The sequence below is a fragment of the Kitasatospora kazusensis genome, from assembly GCF_039529945.1.
GTDB lineage: Bacteria > Actinomycetota > Actinomycetes > Streptomycetales > Streptomycetaceae > Kitasatospora > Kitasatospora kazusensis.
On record NZ_BAAANT010000018.1, the window covers coordinates 72,585 to 91,482 of the forward strand.

Below are 18,898 nucleotides of genomic sequence, written 5' to 3' on the forward strand. Positions count from 1 at the left end.
ACCGATCATGCCGTACGGGGAGGACAGAACCCCGGCGCCGGGACCGGCCGGCACACGGTGGGTGACGTCACGTCACCCACCGCGTGCCGGGCGGTCAGTGCTCGTGCGGTCCGCTGCGGTGGACCGGCCCGTGCGAGTCGGCGCAGTGGTCGGCGGCGACCGCTCCCGCCGTGGGGCGGGTGATCTGCAGCAGGTCCTGCTCCTCGTCCTCGCCGAGGTGGTCGACCTGCAGGGTGGCGTGGGTGATCCGGTAGTCCTCGCGCAGCTGCCGTTGCAGGTCGCGGCGGACGGCGTGGCAGTCGCCGCCCGGGGCGACCAGGATGTGCGCCGAGATCGCGGGCTGGCCCGAAGTGATCTCCCAGATGTGCAGGTCGTGGATCTCCACCACCTCCGGCGCGGCCACCAGCTGGTCGGCGACGGCGTCGGGGTCGATCCCGGCCGGTGCGGCCTCCAGGAAGATCCGCCCGGAGTCCCGGACCAGGCCGAAGCCGGCGCGCAGCATCAGCGCCACCACGATCAGGGAGGCGATGGCGTCGGCCCGCAGGAAGCCGGTGGTCAGCATGATCGCGCCGGCGACGGCCGTCGCGATGAACGCGTAGAGGTCGGTCACCACGTGCTGGAAGGCGCCCTCGACGTTGAGCGAGGTGCGGTTGGCCTTCGACATGCACCAGGCGGCGGCCAGGTTGACCACGACGCCCACCAGCGCCGTGACCAGCACCAGCGAGCCCTTCACCTCGGGCGGGCTGATCAGCCGGCCGACCGCCTCGTACGCCAGCCAGGCCGAGAGCAGCAGCAGGGTGAGGCCGTTGGCCTGGGCGGAGAGGATCTCGGCCCGCTTCAGCCCGTACGTGTAGCCGCCCCGGGCGGGCCGTGCGGACAGCCGCATCGCGATCAGCGCCAGCACGATCGAGGCGGCGTCGGTCAGCATGTGCGCGGCGTCCGAGATCAGCGCCAGCGACTGGGCCGCGAAGCCGACCACGACCTCGCCCGCCATGAAGACCACGATCAGCGTGAGCGCGCTGACCAGCCAGCGCCGGTCCGCGTCCGCCGCCACCCCGTGCGAGTGGCCGCCGTGACCGCCGTGGCCGTGGCCACCGTGTCCGTCACGGCCGCCGTGCGCGTGGTCGTGCGTGTGCTCATGGTCGTGGCTGGACATCGCCGCCCTCTCCTGGACGCTCGGGGGCCGGGGCTCGACCGCCCCGCACCGGAAGTGAACCGCAGATCGTACGAAGATCCAAAGGCTGCACTGGTGACCGTTGTCGTTCCCGCGAACGGGTCTCCCACCACTCGGCCGACGGCCGATCGGCCGGTCGGCTGTCGGGTTGTCGGTGGGAGGCCGTACGGTTCGCAGTAGTCGATTCGGCACGGTGAGTGAGCGGGGAGGTGGCCGGCCCATGAGGGAGGAACCGGTCTGCCGGCGGCTGGTCGGCCGGGTGGCGGTGGTGACCGGCGCCGGCGGCGGCATCGGCCTGGCGTCGGCCCGGCGGCTCGCCGCCGAGGGCGCCAAGGTGGTCTGCGCCGACCTGGACGAGGCCGCCGGCCGGGCGGCCGCGCGCGAGGTGGGCGGCCTCTACGTGCACACCGACGTCACCGATCCGTACCAGGTCGAGGCGCTCTTCGACGAGGCGTACGAGACGTACGGCAGCGTCGACGTGGCCTTCAACAACGCGGGCGTCTCGCCGCCCGAGGACGGCTCGATCCTGACCACCGGCCTGGACGTCTGGCGCCGGGTCCAGGAGGCCAACCTGACCTCGGTCTACCTCTGCTGCCGGTCCGCGCTGCCGTACATGCGCCGGCACGGGCGCGGTTCGATCATCAACACCGCGAGCTTCGTGGCCCGGATGGGCGCGGCGGCCTCGCAGATCTCCTGGACCGCGTCCAAGGGCGGGGTGCTGGCGATGTCGCGGGAGTTGGGCGTGCAGTTCGCCCGGGAGGGTATCCGGGTGAACGCGCTCTGTCCGGGCCCGGTGGACACCGCGCTGCTGCGGGAGCTGTTCGCCGCGGACCCGGAGCGGGCGGCCCGCCGGCTGGTGCACATTCCGCTCGGCAGATTCGCCCGGCCGGAGGAGATCGCCGCCGCCGTCGCCTTCCTGGCCTGCGACGATTCCTCCTTCATCACGGCGAGCGAGTTCCTGGTGGACGGCGGGATCGCGGGTGCCTACGTGACGCCCCCGTAGCCCGTCAGGGCCTTCTCACCTGAATCTCATCAGAAAAAGGGCAAATACACCGGCGCATTGATATCGCGCTTACCCGAATACGTTTAGATTCGGTGCCGTGAGCGAGATTCCCGCCGGGTGGTACCCGGATCCGCAGGAGACCAGCAGCGACCCCCGGCCGGAGCGCTGGTGGGACGGCCACGGCTGGACGGCCACCACCCGCCCCGCTCCCGGCGTGGCGCTGGAGGGCGAGGTCCTGGACAGCGGGCCGACGGTCCGCTTTCCCGAGCTGCCCGAGCCGGGTGAACCGGGCGCCATGGCGCCCGTCACCAAGCGCCGCAGCCTCTCCCGTCCGGTGGTCGTCGCGGCCACGGTCGCGGCGCTGGCCGGTCTGGCGGTCGGCTCCGGGATCACCTTCCTGGCGATGGACGGCAAGTCCACCACCAAGGTGGTCCAGCGTGCGGGAGGCCAGCCCGGCTACCACTTCGGCGGCAACGGCGGCGGCTTCGGCAACGGCGGGTCCCAGGGCGGTGGCGGTACCGGTGGTAACGGCGGCGGCTTCGGCAACGGCGGGTCCCAGGGCGGTGGCGGTACCGGTGGTAACGGCGGCGGCTTCGGCAACGGCGGCAGTGGTAACGGCAGCGGCGGTGGTAACGGCGGCGGCTTCGGCAGCGGCGGTACCGGGGGCGGCAGCGGCGGCCTGGGCGGCGGCACCGGTGGCGGGTCCCCGGACGGTCTGGCGGTGGACGCCATCAACGGGATCAGCCTGGCCGTCCCGACCGGTTGGACGGGTGGCACCACCACCAACGGATTCGCCGCGCTCAGCGTCGGCTCCTACACCTGCGCCGACGGTACGAGCACCTGCTCCCTCGGCGGGGTGAACACCGCCTCGCTCAAGGGCACCGACCCCAAGCAGGCCGCCCAGCAGGACATCGTGGCGGCCGCCAAGGACTCCTACGGGGACATCAAGGGACACACCGAGCTGAAGTCCGAGGCGGTCACCGTCGACGGCCGCAGCGGCTACCTGGTCCGCTGGAAGGTCTCCGCGCCGAAGGGCAATGACGGCTACGTCGAGACGGTGGTCTTCCCGAACGCCAACAGCTCCGCGCTGATCTCGGTGCACCTCGGCTTCGACGTCGACCCCAAGGCGCCGACGGTGGACCAGATGGACACCATCGTCAAGAGCATCACGGACTTCAACGGCCAGGTCCCCGGGGGCGTCTCGGGCGGCACCAAGACCTGAGCACCCGGAGGTGGACCCGTACCGGGTGCGGGTCCACCTCCGCGCGCTGCCCTCCGCGCGCTGCCCTCCGCGCGCTGCCCTCCGCGCGCTGCCCTCCGCCCGCTCCGGCGGCTCAGGAACCCGAAGTGAAGCCGATCTTCCCCACCGACCCGGTCATCAGCACCGGCGCGTGGTACGTCCCGCCGTTGATGGTGTTGTGGACCGAGCCCGGCTCCGCCGCCTCCGGTGCGAACTCCGCGAGCAGGGCCAGTAGTTCGGCCATCGCTGTCGCCATCGCCGGGTCGGCGGCCAGGGCGCGCCGCAGCCGGGGAGCCAGCTCGGCGACGGCCTCCGCGCTGTCGCCGCCGGCGGCGATCTCCTCGCGCACCACGTCGAGCTGCTCGGCCACGCCCTGGTGTCCGAAGCGTGCCAGGAACGCCCCGAACCGGTCCCGGGCCTGCGTCCAGGCGTCCGTCACCATCAGCCCGACCAGCGTCGTGGCTCCCGTCGTCGCCAGCTCCGCGAGCTCCGCGCCCATGACGTCCCCCTCCGCACCACAGGTGTCCAAGTACCCGCCAGCCTAGGACAGCTGACGGACCCTGTCAGAGGAAGGTGCGTCCTTCACCCCGGTAGGTCGGGACGGTCCGCACCACCCGGTCGCCCTCGACCAGGTGCAGTTCGGCGAAGCGCTCGCACAGCTCGCCCGCCTTGGCGTGCCGGAACCAGACCCGGTCGCCGATCAGCAGGTCGTCGGCGGCCGAGCCCAGCAGCGGCGTCTGCACCTCGCCCGCCCCCTCCTGCGGGTCGTAGCGCAGGCCCTCCGGCAGGTAGGGCACCGGCGACCGGTCGGCTCCCGCCGCACCCGAGGCCGGGTACCCGCCGCCGAGCACGGTGACCACCCCGATCCCCGGCCGCCGCACCACCGGCTGGGCGAACAGTGCCGCCGGACGGCCCTGGAACGAGGTGTAGTTGTCGAACAGGCGCGGTACGTACAGCCCGGAGCCGGCCGCCACCTCCGTCACCGCGCGCTCGGCGACCGTGGACTCCACGCTCCCCGTCCCGCCGCCGTTGACGAACTCCAGGTCCGCCACCTCGCGCAGTCGCCGCACCACCGCGGCCCGCCGGACGGCCAGTTCGGTGCGGGCCTTGGCCTGCATCAACCGGATCGCCCGCGAGCGGACCGGGCGGCCCGCCAGCCGGTCCCCGACCCCCGCGACGTGCCCCTCGTACGCCATCAGCCCGACCACCCGGAACCCCCGGCGGCGCTGCACCAGCTCGGCGAACGCGCCGAGCGCCTCCGGCGTGCGCAGCGGCGAGCGGCGCGCGCCGACCCGGACGCGCCCGCCGAGCAGGTGCAGCGCGGTGTCCAGTTCCAGGCAGACCCGGACCTCCTCGTCGCCCGCGCGGGCCGCGTCGACCAGGTCCAGCTGCGCCGGGTCGTCCAGCAGCACCGTGATGCCCGCCGCCAGCTTGGGGTCGGAGGTCAGTTCGGCGAAGCCGGCCCGGTCGGCGGAGGGGTAGGCGAGCAGGACGTCCTCGAAGCCCGAGCGGGCCAGCCAGACCGACTCGGCGAGGGTGAAGCTCATCACCCCGGCGAAGCCCTCGACCGCGAGCACCCGTTCCAGCAGTGCCCGGCAGCGCACCGACTTGCTCGCCACCCGGATCGGCTTGCCCGCCGCCCGGCGCACCAGGTCGGCGGCGTTGGCGTCGAACGCGTCCAGGTCGACGAGGGCCAGCGGCGCGTCGAGGTGGGCGGTGGCCCGGTCGTAGCGGGCGCGGTCGGAGGCGGCGGTGGGGGAGGCTACGAGGTTGGCCATGGGCGCAGACTGCCACACCGTCGTACCGGTGGGTAGGGCTGTGGCGGGACGCAGTGGCATAGGCTCACCAGGTGGACCGCAAGAACATCCCGAACCCCGGATTCGCCGACGACGACGGCACCGCCGACCCGCGCCTGGCCCGGGCCCTGGCCGCCTGGTCCCAGGACCATGCCGCCGAGCCCGAGCTGCTGGCCGCCCTGACGCCCAGTCGGCTGATGGTCCCGATCGTCGCCCTGCTGGGCGAGGTGGAGACCGACGCGAACGGCCTGAAGCACGAGAAGACCAGCGACATGGCCGTCCCGGTCATCGAGGCGCCCGACGGGCGCCGCGCGCTGCCCGCCTTCACCTCGCTCGAAACGCTGACGCGCTGGCGCGCCGACGCCCGCCCGGCCCCGGTCGCCGCCCCGCAGGCCGTGCTCGCCGCCTACGCCGAGCGGGCCGGCTCGCTGCTGATCGACCCGGCCGGCCCGGTGACGTACGAGCTGACCGGCGCCCGGATGCGCGCCGTCGGCGAGAACCGCCCCTACCTCCCGCCCGCCGAGGACCCCGAGGTCCAGGCCGCGGTGGGCGCGCTGCTGACCGCCGAGCCGGACGTCCTGCGCGCCGAGTTCCGCCCCTCCGCCGACACCGACGGCATCCTGGCCCTCACCCTGACGGACGGCCTCCCGCCGGAAACCGTCCAAGCCCTGGCCGGCCGCCTCGCCACCGCCCTCGCCGCCGACCCCGTCCTTCGCGTCCGCCTCACCAACGGCCTGGATCTTGCTCTGCTGAAGGGCTGACCACCAGGGGCGCGTGGAGGCACCCCCAGCCTGCCCCCACGCGCTCCTACTGGCTAGCCGTACACGGGCCCCGTGAACTTCTCGCCGGGCCCGGCGCCCACGGCGTCCGGCACCAGCGAGGCCTCGCGGAACGCGAGCTGCAGCGACTTCAGCCCGTCCCGCAGCGGCGCCGCGTGGAAGTTGCTGATCTCGGGGGCCCCGGCGGTGACCAGGCCGGCCAGTGCGGTGATCAGCTTGCGGGCCTCGTCGAGGTCCTTGTCGGCCTCGCCGCCCTCGGCGAGGCCGCACTTGACGGCCGCCGCGCTCATCAGGTGCACCGCGACGGTGGTGATCACCTCGACGGCCGGGACCTCCGCGATGTCGCGGGTGAGGTCGTCGAAGCCGATCGCGGCCTCGTCGTTGTGGTCGGTGGGCTGGCTGCTCAAGATGGCTCACTCCGTCGTGCCGGTGTACGTACACAGGGAGCGTACAAGGGGCTCGGAGCGAGCCGGTCTGCCTACTGCCGGGAGACGGGCTGTCCACTGTCAGGAGAGAGTCAGGAGAGAGACTGTCTCCCGGCAGGAGACAAGACTGGTATGCTTCAGAACTGACCGGCCGGTTGCTTTGACGAGTTCCCGGCCAGCAAGTGGAGGCTCCACCCATGGAGGCCCGAGAGGGCAACCGCGAAAGTCTCCCACCCGATCGCGCCTCACGGTCGACGGGTCCCGGTCCGCGAGAGCAGCCCAGGCTGCCGATCGCCAGCAGCGCCCCGCATCGGGCGCCGTTCCCGGTTGTGTGGAGCCCCGCTTGTACCGAGCGGGGCTTTTTTCGTGTCGCGGTGCAGAGCACTTGAGCGGCAGCGCAGCACGAATGAAGCCCCGCCCAGTGGTCGTGTCCATCACCCGCGGCCGCCGAAGGCCGCGGTGCAGAAGGTGCAACCAAGGAGGCCCCATCAGCACCGAGCCCCGCATCAACGACCGGATTCGCGTCCCCGAGGTGCGACTCGTCGGTCCCAGCGGCGAGCAGGTCGGCATTGTGCCGCTTGCCAAGGCGCTGGAGCTCGCGCAGGAGTACGACCTCGACCTGGTCGAGGTCGCGGCGACCGCCCGGCCGCCGGTGTGCAAGCTCATGGACTACGGCAAGTTCAAGTACGAGTCGGCCATGAAGGCCCGTGAGGCGCGCAAGAACCAGGCGCACACGGTCATCAAGGAGATGAAGCTCCGGCCGAAGATCGACCCGCACGACTATGACACCAAGAAGGGTCACGTCGTCCGGTTCCTCAAGCAGGGCGACAAGGTCAAGATCACGATCATGTTCCGCGGTCGTGAGCAGTCCCGCCCCGAGCTGGGCTTCCGACTGCTGCAGCGGCTGGCGAACGACGTCCAGGACCTGGGCTTCGTGGAGTCCTCGGCCAAGCAGGACGGCCGTAACATGATCATGGTGCTTGGCCCGCACAAGAAGAAGACCGAGGCGATGGCCGAGGCCCGTGCGATCGCGGACGCCCGCAAGGCCGAGCGTCAGGGCCGCAACATCGGCTCGGACGACGCTCTGGACGCGGACGACGACGCTGCGCTCGAGGCCGAGAACGCCGCCGCCGAGGCGGAGGCCGACTCCGACGACGCGGACGAGACCGACGAGCTCGACGAGGTCGCCGAGGTCGACGCCGAGGCCCCCGAGGCCGAGGCAGTCGCCGAGGTCGAGAAGCCGGCCGAGGCCACCCAGGACGCCTGAGCCCGCAAGGCTCGCGCAGTCCGAGTGGATCGGCCACCACGGTTCCGGGGCGTCCCGCCCCGGACACCGGAGATCCAATCCAGTTCCCGCCCACGCGGCAACGCGCGGGCAGGAGCGGACCGACGAGGAGATACGGCGATATGCCGAAGCAGAAGACTCACAGCGGCGCCAGCAAGCGCTTCAAGATCAGCGGCTCCGGCAAGGTGCTGCGCGAGCGGGCCGGCCGTCGCCACCTGCTCGAGCACAAGCCCTCGACGCTGACCCGCAAGCTTGCCGGCACCGTCGTTGTGGCCCCGGCTGACGCGAAGAAGATCAAGAAGCTTCTCGGCAAGTGATCGCCCTCCCGCCGCCTCCGGGCAGCGGGGCCAGTTGATCCTTCCCGACCCATTCGAATGACGGACCACGTGAAGTAGTCCGTGGTCCAACCCAAGGAGTAACAAAGTGGCACGCGTCAAGCGGGCAGTGAACGCCCACAAGAAGCGCCGGGTCATCCTCGAGCGAGCGAAGGGTTACCGCGGCCAGCGGTCGCGCCTGTACCGCAAGGCCAAGGAGCAGGTCACCCACTCGCTCGTTTACAACTACAACGACCGCAAGAAGCGCAAGGGTGACTTCCGTCAGCTCTGGATCCAGCGCATCAACGCTGCGGCCCGTGCCAACGGCATCACGTACAACCGCTTCGTGCAGGGCCTGAAGATCGCGAACGTCGAGATCGACCGCAAGATGCTGGCCGAGCTCGCCGTCAACGACCCGGGCGTCTTCGCGACGCTGGTCGAGGTGGCCCAGAAGGCGCTGCCGGCCGACGTCAACGCGCCGAAGGCCGCCGTCGCCGCCTGATCCTCCCCGGATCAGGTGCCATGGCACCCGTAGTTGAGCTGTACTCGGACCCGCAGGCACTCGCGTCTGCGGGTCCGAGTGTTTTCCGGCCAGGGGCCCAGCGGCTCCCCCCACAGAGAACGAGAGCATGCAGAGCACCGACACCCCCCTGCTCACCTCCCTGCGCTCGCCCCGCGTCGTCGCCGCCCGCAAGCTGGCCCGGCGCAGCAACCGCAGCAAGGAGCGCCGCTTCCTCGCGGAGGGGCCGCAGGCCGTCCGGGAGGCCGTCGCGTACGGGCGTCCGGCCGGGTCGGACGAGCATGTGGTGGTGGAGGTCTACCTGACCGTGGAGGCCGCCGAGCGGCACGCGGACATCGTGGAGGCCGCCCACGCGGCCGGGCTCGCGGTGCTCACCGCCACCGACGAGGTGATCGCGGAGATCTGCGACACCGTCACCCCGCAGGGCATCGTCGCGCTCTGCCGCTTCCTGGACACCCCCTTCGAGGAGGTGCTGCGGGCCCGCCCGCAGCTGGTCGCCGTGCTGGCCCACGTCCGCGACCCCGGGAACGCCGGGACGGTGCTGCGCACCGCCGACGCGGCCGGCGCCGACGCGGTGATCCTCACCGACGCCTCGGTGGACCCGTACAACCCGAAGGCCGTCCGGGCCTCGGTCGGCAGCCTGTTCCACCTGCCCTTCGCGGTCGGCGTCCCGGTCGAGGAGGCCGTCGGACGGCTCCGCGAGCAGGGCGTGCGGGTGCTGGCGGCCGACGGGGCGGGGGAGCGGGACCTCGACCAGGAGCTGGACGAGGGCACCCTCGGCGCGCCCGGGGCCTGGGTCTTCGGCAACGAGGCCTGGGGCCTGCCGGAGGAGACCCGCGCACTGGCCGACGAGGTGGTGCGGGTGCCGATCCACGGCCACGCCGAGAGCCTCAACCTCGCCACCGCCGCCGCCGTCTGCCTCTACGCCTCCGCGCGTGCCCAGCGGCTGCCCGGAGGGTGTCGCGCACAGGGGTAGGGGCGCTAGGGTCGGACAGTGGGGGCACGTGCACAGTGGGTAATTGGGTAGCGGTGGGTCATTGGGGAGGACGCCCATGCTCGGCAGCGGGTCCGGCAGCGACGGGGGCGAGGAGCCCGGGTTGAACCCGGACGACCTCCCGGACGGTCTGGTGATCGCCGACCGGTCCGGCCAGGTGGTCTGCTTCAACACGGCCGCCTACCGGCTCACCGGCCTGCGGCCCGGTACGGCGCTGGGCACCCGGCTGGAGCACGCCCTCCCGCTGGAGGACCTGGACGGGCGCCGCTGGTGGCAGCTGACCGACCCGTACGGCGGCCTGGCCACCCGCACCGGCCAGCCCGAGCGGAACCTGCTGCTGCCGGGGGGCCGCGAGGTGCTGGTCTCCGCCCGGTACGTGCGGGCGCATCCGCAGGGCCCGGTCCTGCGGGTGGTGGTCGCGCTGCGCGGCACCGAGGCGCGCCGCCGTACCGAGCGCAGCCACGCCGAGCTGATCGCCACCGTCGCCCACGAGCTGCGCTCGCCGCTCACCAGCGTCAAGGGCTTCACCGCGACCCTGCTGGCCAAGTGGGAGCGGTTCACCGACGGCCAGAAGCGCTGGATGCTGGAGAGCGTGGACGCGGACGCGGACCGCGTCACCCGCCTGATCGCCGAGCTGCTGGACATCTCCCGGATCGACGCCGGGCGGCTGGAGATCCGCAAGCAGGTGGTCGACGTCCCCGCCGCCGTGCGCCGGCACGTGGACCGGCAGGTCGCCGCGGGCATCCCGTCCGAGCGCTTCGACATCCGGATCGCCGAGCCGCTCACCCAGCTCTGGGCCGACCCGGACAAGCTGGACCAGGTGCTCGCCAACCTGCTGGAAAACGCGGTGCGGCACGGCGACGGAACTGTCACCATCGAGGTGGCGCCCGCCAAGGAGGTCGTCGAACCGGCCCCGTGGGAGCACACCCACACCCCGCCCCGAGTCCTGGAAGGGACAGCGGTCACCGTGAGCGACGAAGGCAGCGGCATCCCCGAGGAGTCGATGCCGCGCGTCTTCACCCGCTTCTGGCGCGGCTCCAAGCGCGGCGGCACCGGCCTCGGCCTCTATATCGTCAAGGGCATCGTCGAGGCCCACGGCGGCACCATCAGGATCAGCCGCGCCCCGGGCGGCGGCGCCCGGTTCCGATTTATCCTGCCCGCCGGGGTGCCCGACTTCATGCTCTGAGGTCCGCGGCCCGGCGGGCTCCAGCGGAGCGGACACCGCGTGAAGCGGTGGGCCCGGCGCCGCCCCCGGTTCCACGCGGTTCCCCGCGTCGCCGGGGCCGGCCGGGTGCCTGCCCTCCCGGGGCGATGCCGCTCTGCGACTACACTCGACCTTTGGCGTTGTGGGACGCCCTGCGCGGCCGCGCCGCGGACACCCTCCCTGACTCGTACCGGGAACGGCTGCCCGCGCCCTGGCCACGCCGGGCGTAGCGCAGAGGCGAGCCACCCCTTACCTGAGCACACACGAGCAGGAGCACGGGAAAGATAGAGATGTCGGCACCCAATAAGTCGTACGACCCGGTAGAGGTCGAGGCATTGAAGCCCGAAGAGGTCGAGCGAGCCCGGGACGAGGCCGTCGCGGCGTTCGCCGCCGCCGGCACGCTGGACGAGCTCAAGCAGGCCAAGGTCGCCCACACCGGCGACCGCTCGGCGCTGTCGCTGGCCAACCGCGAGATCGGCGCGCTGCCCCCGCAGGCCAAGGCCGCGGCGGGCAAGCTGATCGGGCAGGCCCGTGGCGCCGTCAACCAGGCGCTGGCCAGGCGCCAGGTGGAGCTGGAGGCGGAGCGCGACGCGCGCGTGCTGGTCGAGGAGGCGGTGGACGTCACGCTGCCGTACGACCGCACCCCGCGCGGCGCCCGGCACCCGCTGACCACCCTCGCGGAGCGGATCGAGGACACCTTCGTGGCCATGGGCTACGAGGTGGCCGAGGGCCCCGAGGTCGAGGCGGAGTGGCTGAACTTCGACGCCCTCAACCTGGGCGAGGACCACCCGGCCCGCTCGATGCAGGACACCTTCTTCGTGCAGGCCCCCGACGGCTCGCCCGACTCCGGTGTCGTGCTGCGCACCCAGACCTCCCCGGTCCAGGCCCGCACGCTGCTCGACCGCGAGCCGCCCGTCTACGTGGTCTGCCCCGGCCGGGTCTACCGCACCGACGAGCTGGACGCGACGCACACCCCGGTCTTCCGGCAGGTCGAGGGCCTCGCGGTGGACGAGGGCATCACCTTCGCCGACCTCAAGGGCACCATCGAGCTGCTGGTCTCCAAGCTGATCGGCGACGGCCTGGAGCTGCGCTGGCGGCCCTCGTACTTCCCGTTCACCGAGCCGAGCGCCGAGATCGACCTGCAGTGCTTCGTCTGCCGCGGCGAGAGCGTCGGCAACCCGGACAAGCCCTGCCGCACCTGCTCCTCCGAGGGCTGGATCGAGCTCGGCGGCTGCGGCGTGGTCAACCCGCGGGTGCTGGTCGCCTGCGGCGTCGACCCGAGCCGCTACAGCGGGTTCGCCTTCGGCCTGGGCCTCGAGCGAATCCTGATGAACCGCCACAACGTCGCCGACATGCGCGACATGGTCGAGGGTGACGTCCGCTTCACCCTCCCGTTCGGGATGGAGATCTGATGCGCGTCCCGCTTTCCTGGCTGCGCGAGTACGTCGACCTGCCGGCCGGCGAGACCGGCCGCGACGTGGCGGCCCGGCTGGTCCGCGCCGGTCTCGAGGTCGAGACCGTCGAGCAGCTGAACGCCGACCTCAAGGGCCCGCTGGTCGTCGGCCAGGTGCTCTCGATCGAGGAGCTGTCCGGCTTCAAGAAGCCGATCCGGCACTGCTTCGTCAACGTCGGCGACGCCAACGGCACCGGTGAGCCGCAGGAGATCGTCTGCGGCGCGACCAACTTCGCCGTCGGCGACAAGGTCGTCGTGGTCCTCCCGGGCGCCGTCCTGCCCGGCCCCTTCCCGATCGCCGCGCGGCAGACCTACGGCCACACCTCGGCCGGCATGATCTGCTCCGCCCGCGAGCTGGGCATGGGCGACGACCACAACGGGATCATCGTCCTCCCGCCGGAGTACGAGCCCGGCACCGACGCCGTCGAGCTGCTCCAGCTGGTCGACGAGGTGCTGGACATCGCCGTCACCCCGGACCGCGGCTACTGCCTGTCGATGCGCGGGGTGGCCCGCGAGGCCGCCGCCGCGTACGGGCTGCCGCTGGCCGACCCGGCGCTGCTGGACGTGCCCCCGGCCAACTCGTACGGCTACCTGGTCAAGGTCGCCGACCCGGCGGGCTGCGACCGCTTCGTGGCCCGTACGGTCACCGGCGTCGACCCGACCGCGCAGTCGCCGATCTGGCTCCAGCGCCGCCTGCAGAAGTCGGGCATCCGCCCGATCTCGCTGACCGTCGACATCACCAACTACGTGATGCTGGAGGTCGGCCAGCCGCTGCACGCGTACGACCGGAACCGGGTCGACGGCCCGATCCAGGTCCGCCGCGCGCAGGACGGCGAGAAGATCACCACCCTGGACGGCGTCGAGCGCAAGCTGGTCGCCGAGGACCTGGTGATCTGCGACAACACCGGCCCGATCGGCATCGCCGGCGTGATGGGCGGCGCCTCCACCGAGATCCTCGACGCGGCGGCCGGTCCCGGCACCACCGAGGTGATCATCGAGGCGGCGCACTTCGACGCCGTCACCGTCGCCCGCGCCGCCAAGCGGCACAAGCTGCCCTCCGAGGCGTCCAAGCGCTTCGAGCGCGGCGTCGACCCGGAGGCGGCCCGCGCCGCCGCCCAGCGCGCGGTGGACCTGCTGGTCCTCATCGCGGGCGGCACCGCCGAGGCCGGGGTCACCGACATCGCGGCCCCGCACCCGCTGCGCACCATCGCCATCGACGCGGACCTCCCGGACCGCGTCGCGGGCACCGAGTACGGCCGCGAGACCGTCACCCGGCGCCTCCAGGAGGTCGGCTGCACCGTCGCGGGCGCCGACATCGCGGGCGCCGACATCCTGCAGGTCACCCCGCCGACCTGGCGGCCGGACCTGACCGACCCGTACGACCTCGCGGAGGAGGTCATCCGCCTGGAGGGGTACGACAACGTCCCCGCCCGGATGCCCACCGTGCCGCCGGGCCGTGGCCTGACGGAGGCCCAGCGCTTCCACCGCCGGACGGGCGTCGCGCTGGCCGGTGCGGGCTACGTCGAGGTCAACAACTACCCCTTCGTCGGGGAGGCCGCGCTCGACGCGCTCGGCTTCGAGAAGGACGACGAGCGCCGCCGTACGGTGAAGCTCGTCAACCCGCTGAACGACGAGGAGCCGGCGCTGCGCACCACGCTGCTGCCGGGCCTGCTCGGCGCGCTGCGGCGCAACATCGGCCGGGGCAACACCGACCTGGCGATCTACGAGACGGGTACGGTCTTCCTCCCCAAGGAGGAGCTGCGGGTCGCCCCGCGCCTGCCCGTCGACCGCCGTCCGACCGACGAGCAGCTGGCGTCGCTGGACGCCGCGCTGCCGGACCAGCCGCGTCGCGTGGCCGTCGCCCTGGCGGGCGAGCGGCTGCCGTCCGGCTGGTGGGGCAAGGGCGCGGGCGCGGGCTGGGCGGACGCCGTCGAGGCGGCCCGCACGGTCGCCCGTGCGGCGGGCGTCGAGCTGACGGTCCGTCAGGCCCAGCGGGCCCCTTGGCACCCGGGCCGCTGCGCCGAACTGCTGGCCGGCGAGCGCGTCGTCGGGTACGCCGGTGAGCTGCACCCGCGCGTCATCAAGGCTCTGAACCTGCCGGAGCGCACCAGCGCGATGGAGGTCGACCTCGACCTGCTGTCCGCCGACGGCGCGCAGCGGGTCAGCGGCCCGGCGGTGTCCTCCTACCCGGTGGCCACCCAGGACGTCGCGCTGATCGTCGACTCCGCCGTCCCGGCCGCCGAGGTGGAGGCCGCGCTGCGCGACGGCGCGGGCGAACTGCTGGAGGCCATCCGGCTGTTCGACGTCTTCACCGGCGAGCAGGCGGGCGCGGGCAGGAAGTCGCTGGCGTACACGCTGCGCTTCCGCGCCACCGACCGCACGCTGACGGCCGACGAGGCCACGGCCGCCCGCGAGTCGGCGGTGGCCGCGGCCACCGCCCGCACGGGCGCGGTGCTGCGCGGCGCCTGACGCCTGCCGGTTGCCTGAAGGGCCCCACCTCCGGATTCGTCCGGGGGTGGGGCCCTTTCGCGTACGCCTTGCTGGGCGCTCTCGCGGGCGGGGGAGGCAACGCGCAGGCCGGGACGGGTGGAGCGGGTGCGGAGCGTCGTCCGGGGGCGGGCCGCCGGAGCCCTGGGGGCCGGCTTTCGGCTAATGGTCCGGACCAACATGCGGCCAACATGCACCGGTCAAAACTCTTGCGGCGGGAGGCGCGGGGGCGCTTCAATCAGTTAGGAAGGTTTCCTAACTCTCTTCAAGGGCACCCCTGCGCCCGTGACGGAAGACGGAGCACCACATGCGCACGCAGCACCGCACCGCACGCCTCGCCCTCGCAGTCGTTCTCGCCGCGATACCCGTGTCGGTCGCGACCGCCGGCATCAGCCAGGCGCAGACCCCCGCGGCCGCCACGGTCCGCGCGGGCGTCGGGCTCGACGACGCCCACAAGAAGGAGATCGCGATGGAGCTCGTCTCCAGCGCCGAGAACTCCTCGCTCGACTGGAAGGCGCAGTACAAGTACATCGAGGACATCGGCGACGGCCGCGGCTACACGGCCGGCATCATCGGCTTCTGCTCCGGCACCGGCGACATGCTCGACCTGGTCCAGCACTACACGGCCCTGAAGCCCGGCAACGTCCTCGCCAAGTACCTCCCCGCACTGAAGAAGGTCAACGGCAGCGCCTCGCACGCCGGTCTCGGCACCCCGTTCATGAAGGACTGGGCGACCGCCGCCAAGGACACCGTCTTCCAGACCGCGCAGAACGACGAGCGCGACCGGGTCTACTTCACCCCCTCGGTCGACCAGGCCAAGGCGGACGGCCTGCGCGCCCTCGGCCAGTTCATCTACTACGACGCCATCGTGATGCACGGCCCGGGCAACGACCCGACCAGCTTCGGCGGCATCCGCGCCACCGCCATGAAGCACGCCAAGACCCCCGCCCAGGGCGGCAACGAGACCACCTACCTGAACGCCTTCCTGGACGCCCGCAAGGCCGCCATGCTCACCGAGGCCGCCCACGACGACACCAGCCGGGTCGACACCGAGCAGCGCCCCTTCCTGAAGGCCGGCAACCTCGACCTCAACCCGCCGCTCAAGTGGAAGACGTACGGCGACAGTTACAGCATCAACAGCTGACGTCCTGCATCGGCCACAGCTGCCCCTGTACCGGCCCGCCGGTACAGGGGCAGCTGTGTGACAGGGGTCCGCGATGCTGCCGCACTTCCGTTACCTGGGAAAACACGCATGTCGAGCACAAGGACCGCCAGGCATAGGTGCCTGGGTAGCCGGCCCACCGGCCCACCGGCCCACCGGCCCGACCGCAACCGTCACTCGGAAGCCGTGCCTGGCCGTACGGAGATCAGGGCCCGGTTCCCCGTCGGCCGCTCCAACGCAGTGGCGATCCGCCGCGCCTTGGCCGGTGGCCGCTTCATCCGCGCGACGCCTGCCAGTCGTGCAAGCCGCCCGGAGCATCGTCCGGCGGGATCAACTCACCCACCCGTAGCGTCTGTTCCCGCCCGCCACGCAGAGGCCGGACGTACACGCGGCCCTCACTGAAGTCCATCACCCGCACGGACTCGCCCGTGGACCGCAGGTACGCAGTCTGCCCCTCCTGCGGAACCCACGCGGCGGTCACCGCAGCACCTCCACCCGGACGTAGTGCGAGCGCCCGGCCATGGCGAAGGTCAGCATCAGCCGTCCGTCGCGTTGCAGGAACTCCTCGACGCGTTCGACCGCGCCGTCGCCGAAGAACTCGCGGTACGCCTCGTACTGGAAGCTCCCCATTGGCAAGGCGCGCAGCGAATTCCACAGTGCCGCGATTGCGGCGGCCAGGTCACCGAACTGGGCAGGCTGGGTGATGTCCTCGATCTCTACCGTAACCGGCATACGAACGGTTGTTTCGGGCATGGCGCCACCTCCGCAGTCTCCTGCCCCGGCCGCTGCGAGCCTGGCCGAGGGCTGATCGTCATGGGCAGAGCATCGGGCCAGGACTCCAGAGGGGGCAATGGCGGGTGATTCGTGAAACCCGCGTTCTCTCATCGGTAGCCCGTGAGCTGCTGACGCTTCATCACGACTGACTCGTGAAACGGGTGCTCTGCACAGCCCCGGCCCGGCTACGGTGAGAGACACCTCCTCTACGGCAGGCTGGAGCCCGCCCATGTCACGCGCGAATCCCCGACCGGTTGCCCAACGACTCCGTCAAGAAGCGGCCGTCGGCAGCTGGACTCCGTGGCAACTCGCTCACCAGATCTCCGTCACGTGTGGCATTTCCTTGCTGCAGGCTCACCGGCTGGGCCACGGCTGGACACTGGAAGCGGCGGTCAACGCCTACGCGGGACTCGGAGGATGTCTCACGGTGCAGCAGCTGTCCGCGTGGGAGAACGGAAAATCGCGACCCGGGGAACGCCACCTGGACGGGCTGTGCCGGCTGTACGCGACGCGCCCGGACCGGCTCGGGTTTGCTACCGACTACACGCCCGGTGCCCCCGTGAACGACGCACCACGCCCCGTCCGGACCGAAGCGGCCGCGTCCGCCGAAACCCCTGAGCCCCACGGCATGTTGGCGGAGCGACGGACGATTCTCCGCACCTTGCTGACCGGAGTTGGCCTGACCCTTTCCGGGCCGGTGCTGACAGCGCTCGCGGACGTGCGCCGGACCATGGCCGAGACGCTGAGCGAGTCTCTCAGCGAGACCACGATGGAACAGTGGGAACGGTCAGCTGCCGAGTACGGACATGCCTACCAGATGAGCCCGCCGGGTCGGCTCCTTGCGGATGGCGTCCTCGACTTCGTCGAAGTACAGCAGCTCCTCGCACGCCGGCAGCCGTCCGACTACCGGCTCCGTCTGTGCCGCGTCGCCGCGCAACTGGCCGGAACTGCTGGGATCGCTCTCGTGGCGCTCGGCGAGCAGCGTGAGGCCCGCAGCTGGTTCCGGTGTGCTCAGCTCGCGGCAGAGGAGACGGGAGACCGGGCACTACGGGCGTGGCTGCTGGCCCGCGAGGCTGTGATCCCGTTCTACTTCGGGTCGCCGCAGGCTGCGGCCGAGCTGGCAGAACGTGCCAGTCTTGTGGCGGGCAACACGGCCTGTGCCACGGCCGCGTGGGCGCCCGCACTGGAAGCCCGGTCTCTCGCCAGGCTGGGCCGGGCGGACGATGCCCGACAGGCGATGCAGATCGCAGAGCGGGCCTTCGCCCGCCTCGGCGGCAACCAGAAGAGCGATACGGCCTACGGCTATACCGAGCGTCAGATGCGCTGGCACATCGGGAGCATGCACACCGTCCTCGGAGACACCCGCCGCGCGCAGGCCTCACTCGATGAGGCGCTGACGATGTACGCCCCCATCGAGCATCTCGACCGGGCTCTGATCGCGCTCGACCAGAGTGCCGGGCTCATCCACGTCGGAGAGGTCACGACAGGCGCGAAGGTCGCCGTACAGAGCTTGGAGCTTCTGCCTACGGAACACCGGACCGGCATCGTTGTTGCCCGAGCCCGGGAGGTCGCGTCCGCGATTCCCGCATTGGCCGGCCGGATGCCAGCCGTGCGGGAGCTGCGTGATGCTATCGCCGCAGCAGTTCCAGTGCTGCCCGGCTAGGGACGGCGGGCAAGGAGCTGTAGCAGCCCGGTGACGGCGACTCCGGCGACGATCTGTCGCTGGTCGATCATCTCCTGGATGTGGTCCAGGGGAATCCAGCCGATCCGATCAGCCTCGTGAGTGTCGACCGGCGGGCCGATGAGCTCGGCTTCGCGGGCAAGGAAGACGTGGTGCTCGGCGTTGGACATGCCGCCGACCGGCTGGTTGTAGGCCAGGGGCTCCACCCTGGCGACGCGCCACCCGGTTTCTTCCTCGACCTCGCGCGTGGCTGCGTCCTCCAAGGTCTCGCCGTCTTCGACGATGCCGGATGGAATCTCCCAGTTCCAGGTGTCGGTGGCGAAGCGGTGACGCCACATCATGAGGACCTCGTCCCGGTCGTTGAGCACCACCGTGGCGGCGACCGGCGCCCATTTCACGAGGTGGTGCTCGTACCGGCTCTGGCCAGGCGGTTCCACATCGACCAGGTCGAGCTCGACCCAGGGACTGGTGTAGATCGTGCGGCTGCCGTGGACGGTCCACTCGCTCAAGATGTCACCTCTCCGAGGGGCTTTTCCGGGACGATCGTGTCACAGGAGTGCTGTCCAGCCATAGGTGATCCGGCCGGGGCCCGCGGGCCGCATGCCTA

At 71.8% G+C, this 18,898-nt stretch carries 17 protein-coding genes and 1 pseudogene; 12 read left to right on the forward strand and 6 right to left on the reverse strand.

The annotated features are described in order from the left end of the window. Window positions 1–94 precede the first annotated feature (94 nt). Window positions 95–1,156 (reverse strand): cation diffusion facilitator family transporter, encoded by a 1,062-nt coding sequence (locus ABD330_RS17330; protein ID WP_344465931.1) that lies wholly within the window; start codon window positions 1,154–1,156, stop codon window positions 95–97. Between the two features lie 238 nt (window positions 1,157–1,394). Between ABD330_RS17330 and ABD330_RS17335 the strand changes: the two genes are divergently transcribed. Both ABD330_RS17335 and ABD330_RS17340 read left to right on the forward strand, forming a co-directional pair. Then, the gene (locus ABD330_RS17335; RefSeq protein WP_344465933.1) at window positions 1,395–2,177 is read left to right on the forward strand and encodes a 3-oxoacyl-ACP reductase; all 783 of its coding nucleotides are present in this window, start codon (window positions 1,395–1,397) and stop codon (window positions 2,175–2,177) included. Window positions 2,178–2,274: 97 nt separating this feature from the next. After that, the gene (locus ABD330_RS17340; protein WP_344465935.1) at window positions 2,275–3,399 is read left to right on the forward strand and encodes a DUF2510 domain-containing protein; all 1,125 of its coding nucleotides are present in this window, start codon (window positions 2,275–2,277) and stop codon (window positions 3,397–3,399) included. Between the two features lie 112 nt (window positions 3,400–3,511). On the opposite strand, the gene ABD330_RS17345 is transcribed toward ABD330_RS17340, so the two are convergent. Both ABD330_RS17345 and ABD330_RS17350 read right to left on the reverse strand, forming a co-directional pair. Further along, window positions 3,512–3,916 (reverse strand): hypothetical protein, encoded by a 405-nt coding sequence (locus tag ABD330_RS17345; RefSeq protein WP_344465937.1) that lies wholly within the window; start codon window positions 3,914–3,916, stop codon window positions 3,512–3,514. Window positions 3,917–3,980: 64 nt separating this feature from the next. Beyond that, window positions 3,981–5,195: an amino acid deaminase/aldolase gene (locus ABD330_RS17350; protein WP_344465938.1), complete on the reverse strand. Its 1,215-nt coding sequence runs from the start codon at window positions 5,193–5,195 to the stop codon at window positions 3,981–3,983. A 71-nt stretch (window positions 5,196–5,266) separates the two neighbouring features. On the opposite strand from ABD330_RS17350, the gene ABD330_RS17355 reads away from it, so the two are divergent. Next, complete coding sequence (locus tag ABD330_RS17355; protein WP_344465940.1) at window positions 5,267–5,974, forward strand: SseB family protein; 708 nt, start codon at window positions 5,267–5,269, stop codon at window positions 5,972–5,974. A 53-nt stretch (window positions 5,975–6,027) separates the two neighbouring features. Here ABD330_RS17355 and ABD330_RS17360 read toward each other — a convergent pair whose 3' ends face one another. After that, window positions 6,028–6,399, reverse strand: coding sequence for a DUF1844 domain-containing protein (locus ABD330_RS17360; RefSeq protein WP_344465942.1), 372 nt, complete (start codon window positions 6,397–6,399; stop codon window positions 6,028–6,030). A 424-nt stretch (window positions 6,400–6,823) separates the two neighbouring features. Between ABD330_RS17360 and infC the strand changes: the two are divergent. The 8 genes and pseudogenes from infC to ABD330_RS17400 form a co-directional block, all read left to right on the forward strand. Next, a pseudogene (infC, locus tag ABD330_RS17365) lies at window positions 6,824–7,555 on the forward strand (translation initiation factor IF-3); the annotation flags it as partial. A gap of 269 nt (window positions 7,556–7,824) precedes the next feature. Next, a complete protein-coding gene (rpmI, locus tag ABD330_RS17370) occupies window positions 7,825–8,019 on the forward strand; it encodes a 50S ribosomal protein L35 (RefSeq protein WP_329486877.1) in 195 nt (64 codons plus the stop codon). Window positions 8,020–8,125: 106 nt separating this feature from the next. Continuing rightward, a complete protein-coding gene (gene rplT, locus ABD330_RS17375; protein WP_344465946.1) occupies window positions 8,126–8,518 on the forward strand; it encodes a 50S ribosomal protein L20 in 393 nt (130 codons plus the stop codon). Window positions 8,519–8,645: 127 nt separating this feature from the next. Beyond that, window positions 8,646–9,512 (forward strand): TrmH family RNA methyltransferase, encoded by an 867-nt coding sequence (locus ABD330_RS17380; RefSeq protein WP_344465948.1) that lies wholly within the window; start codon window positions 8,646–8,648, stop codon window positions 9,510–9,512. A 76-nt stretch (window positions 9,513–9,588) separates the two neighbouring features. Next, window positions 9,589–10,716, forward strand: a complete 1,128-nt coding sequence (locus ABD330_RS17385; RefSeq protein ID WP_344465950.1) for a sensor histidine kinase — start codon at window positions 9,589–9,591, stop codon at window positions 10,714–10,716. A gap of 308 nt (window positions 10,717–11,024) precedes the next feature. Continuing rightward, window positions 11,025–12,146: a phenylalanine--tRNA ligase subunit alpha gene (gene pheS, locus ABD330_RS17390; protein WP_344465952.1), complete on the forward strand. Its 1,122-nt coding sequence runs from the start codon at window positions 11,025–11,027 to the stop codon at window positions 12,144–12,146. Next, window positions 12,146–14,656, forward strand: coding sequence for a phenylalanine--tRNA ligase subunit beta (pheT, locus tag ABD330_RS17395; RefSeq protein ID WP_344465954.1), 2,511 nt, complete (start codon window positions 12,146–12,148; stop codon window positions 14,654–14,656). Before pheS ends, pheT begins: the two co-directional genes overlap by 1 nt. A gap of 325 nt (window positions 14,657–14,981) precedes the next feature. Beyond that, on the forward strand, window positions 14,982–15,818 hold the full coding sequence (locus ABD330_RS17400; RefSeq protein WP_344465956.1) for a chitosanase: 837 nt from the start codon (window positions 14,982–14,984) through the stop codon (window positions 15,816–15,818). 495 nt (window positions 15,819–16,313) lie between these two features. On the opposite strand, the gene ABD330_RS17405 is transcribed toward ABD330_RS17400, so the two are convergent. Next, complete coding sequence (locus ABD330_RS17405) at window positions 16,314–16,568, reverse strand: hypothetical protein (protein WP_344465958.1); 255 nt, start codon at window positions 16,566–16,568, stop codon at window positions 16,314–16,316. Between the two features lie 271 nt (window positions 16,569–16,839). Here ABD330_RS17405 and ABD330_RS17410 point away from each other — a divergent pair, with 271 nt between their 5' ends. Then, window positions 16,840–18,273, forward strand: a complete 1,434-nt coding sequence (locus tag ABD330_RS17410) for an NsdA family TPR-like regulatory protein (protein WP_486327078.1) — start codon at window positions 16,840–16,842, stop codon at window positions 18,271–18,273. Here the strand turns inward: ABD330_RS17410 and ABD330_RS17415 are convergent. Continuing rightward, the gene (locus tag ABD330_RS17415; RefSeq protein ID WP_344465962.1) at window positions 18,270–18,800 is read right to left on the reverse strand and encodes an NUDIX hydrolase; all 531 of its coding nucleotides are present in this window, start codon (window positions 18,798–18,800) and stop codon (window positions 18,270–18,272) included. The two genes, ABD330_RS17410 and ABD330_RS17415, sit on opposite strands and share 4 nt — an antisense overlap. Window positions 18,801–18,898: the final 98 nt, after the last annotated feature.

Excerpts from the sequence above, each read along its gene's own strand:
- ABD330_RS17330 (WP_344465931.1), bottom strand. The coding sequence starts at position 1,156 with ATGTCCAGCCACGACCATGAGCACACGCACGACCACGCGCACGGCGGC.
- ABD330_RS17335 (WP_344465933.1), top strand. The coding sequence starts at position 1,395 with ATGAGGGAGGAACCGGTCTGCCGGCGGCTGGTCGGCCGGGTGGCGGTG.
- ABD330_RS17345 (WP_344465937.1), bottom strand. The coding sequence starts at position 3,916 with ATGGGCGCGGAGCTCGCGGAGCTGGCGACGACGGGAGCCACGACGCTG.
- ABD330_RS17350 (WP_344465938.1), bottom strand. The coding sequence starts at position 5,195 with ATGGCCAACCTCGTAGCCTCCCCCACCGCCGCCTCCGACCGCGCCCGC.
- rpmI (WP_329486877.1), top strand. The coding sequence starts at position 7,825 with ATGCCGAAGCAGAAGACTCACAGCGGCGCCAGCAAGCGCTTCAAGATC.
- ABD330_RS17380 (WP_344465948.1), top strand. The coding sequence starts at position 8,646 with ATGCAGAGCACCGACACCCCCCTGCTCACCTCCCTGCGCTCGCCCCGC.
- ABD330_RS17385 (WP_344465950.1), top strand. The coding sequence starts at position 9,589 with ATGCTCGGCAGCGGGTCCGGCAGCGACGGGGGCGAGGAGCCCGGGTTG.
- pheS (WP_344465952.1), top strand. The coding sequence starts at position 11,025 with ATGTCGGCACCCAATAAGTCGTACGACCCGGTAGAGGTCGAGGCATTG.
- pheT (WP_344465954.1), top strand. The coding sequence starts at position 12,146 with ATGCGCGTCCCGCTTTCCTGGCTGCGCGAGTACGTCGACCTGCCGGCC.
- ABD330_RS17400 (WP_344465956.1), top strand. The coding sequence starts at position 14,982 with ATGCGCACGCAGCACCGCACCGCACGCCTCGCCCTCGCAGTCGTTCTC.
- ABD330_RS17405 (WP_344465958.1), bottom strand. The coding sequence starts at position 16,568 with ATGCCGGTTACGGTAGAGATCGAGGACATCACCCAGCCTGCCCAGTTC.
- ABD330_RS17410 (WP_486327078.1), top strand. The coding sequence starts at position 16,840 with ATGTCACGCGCGAATCCCCGACCGGTTGCCCAACGACTCCGTCAAGAA.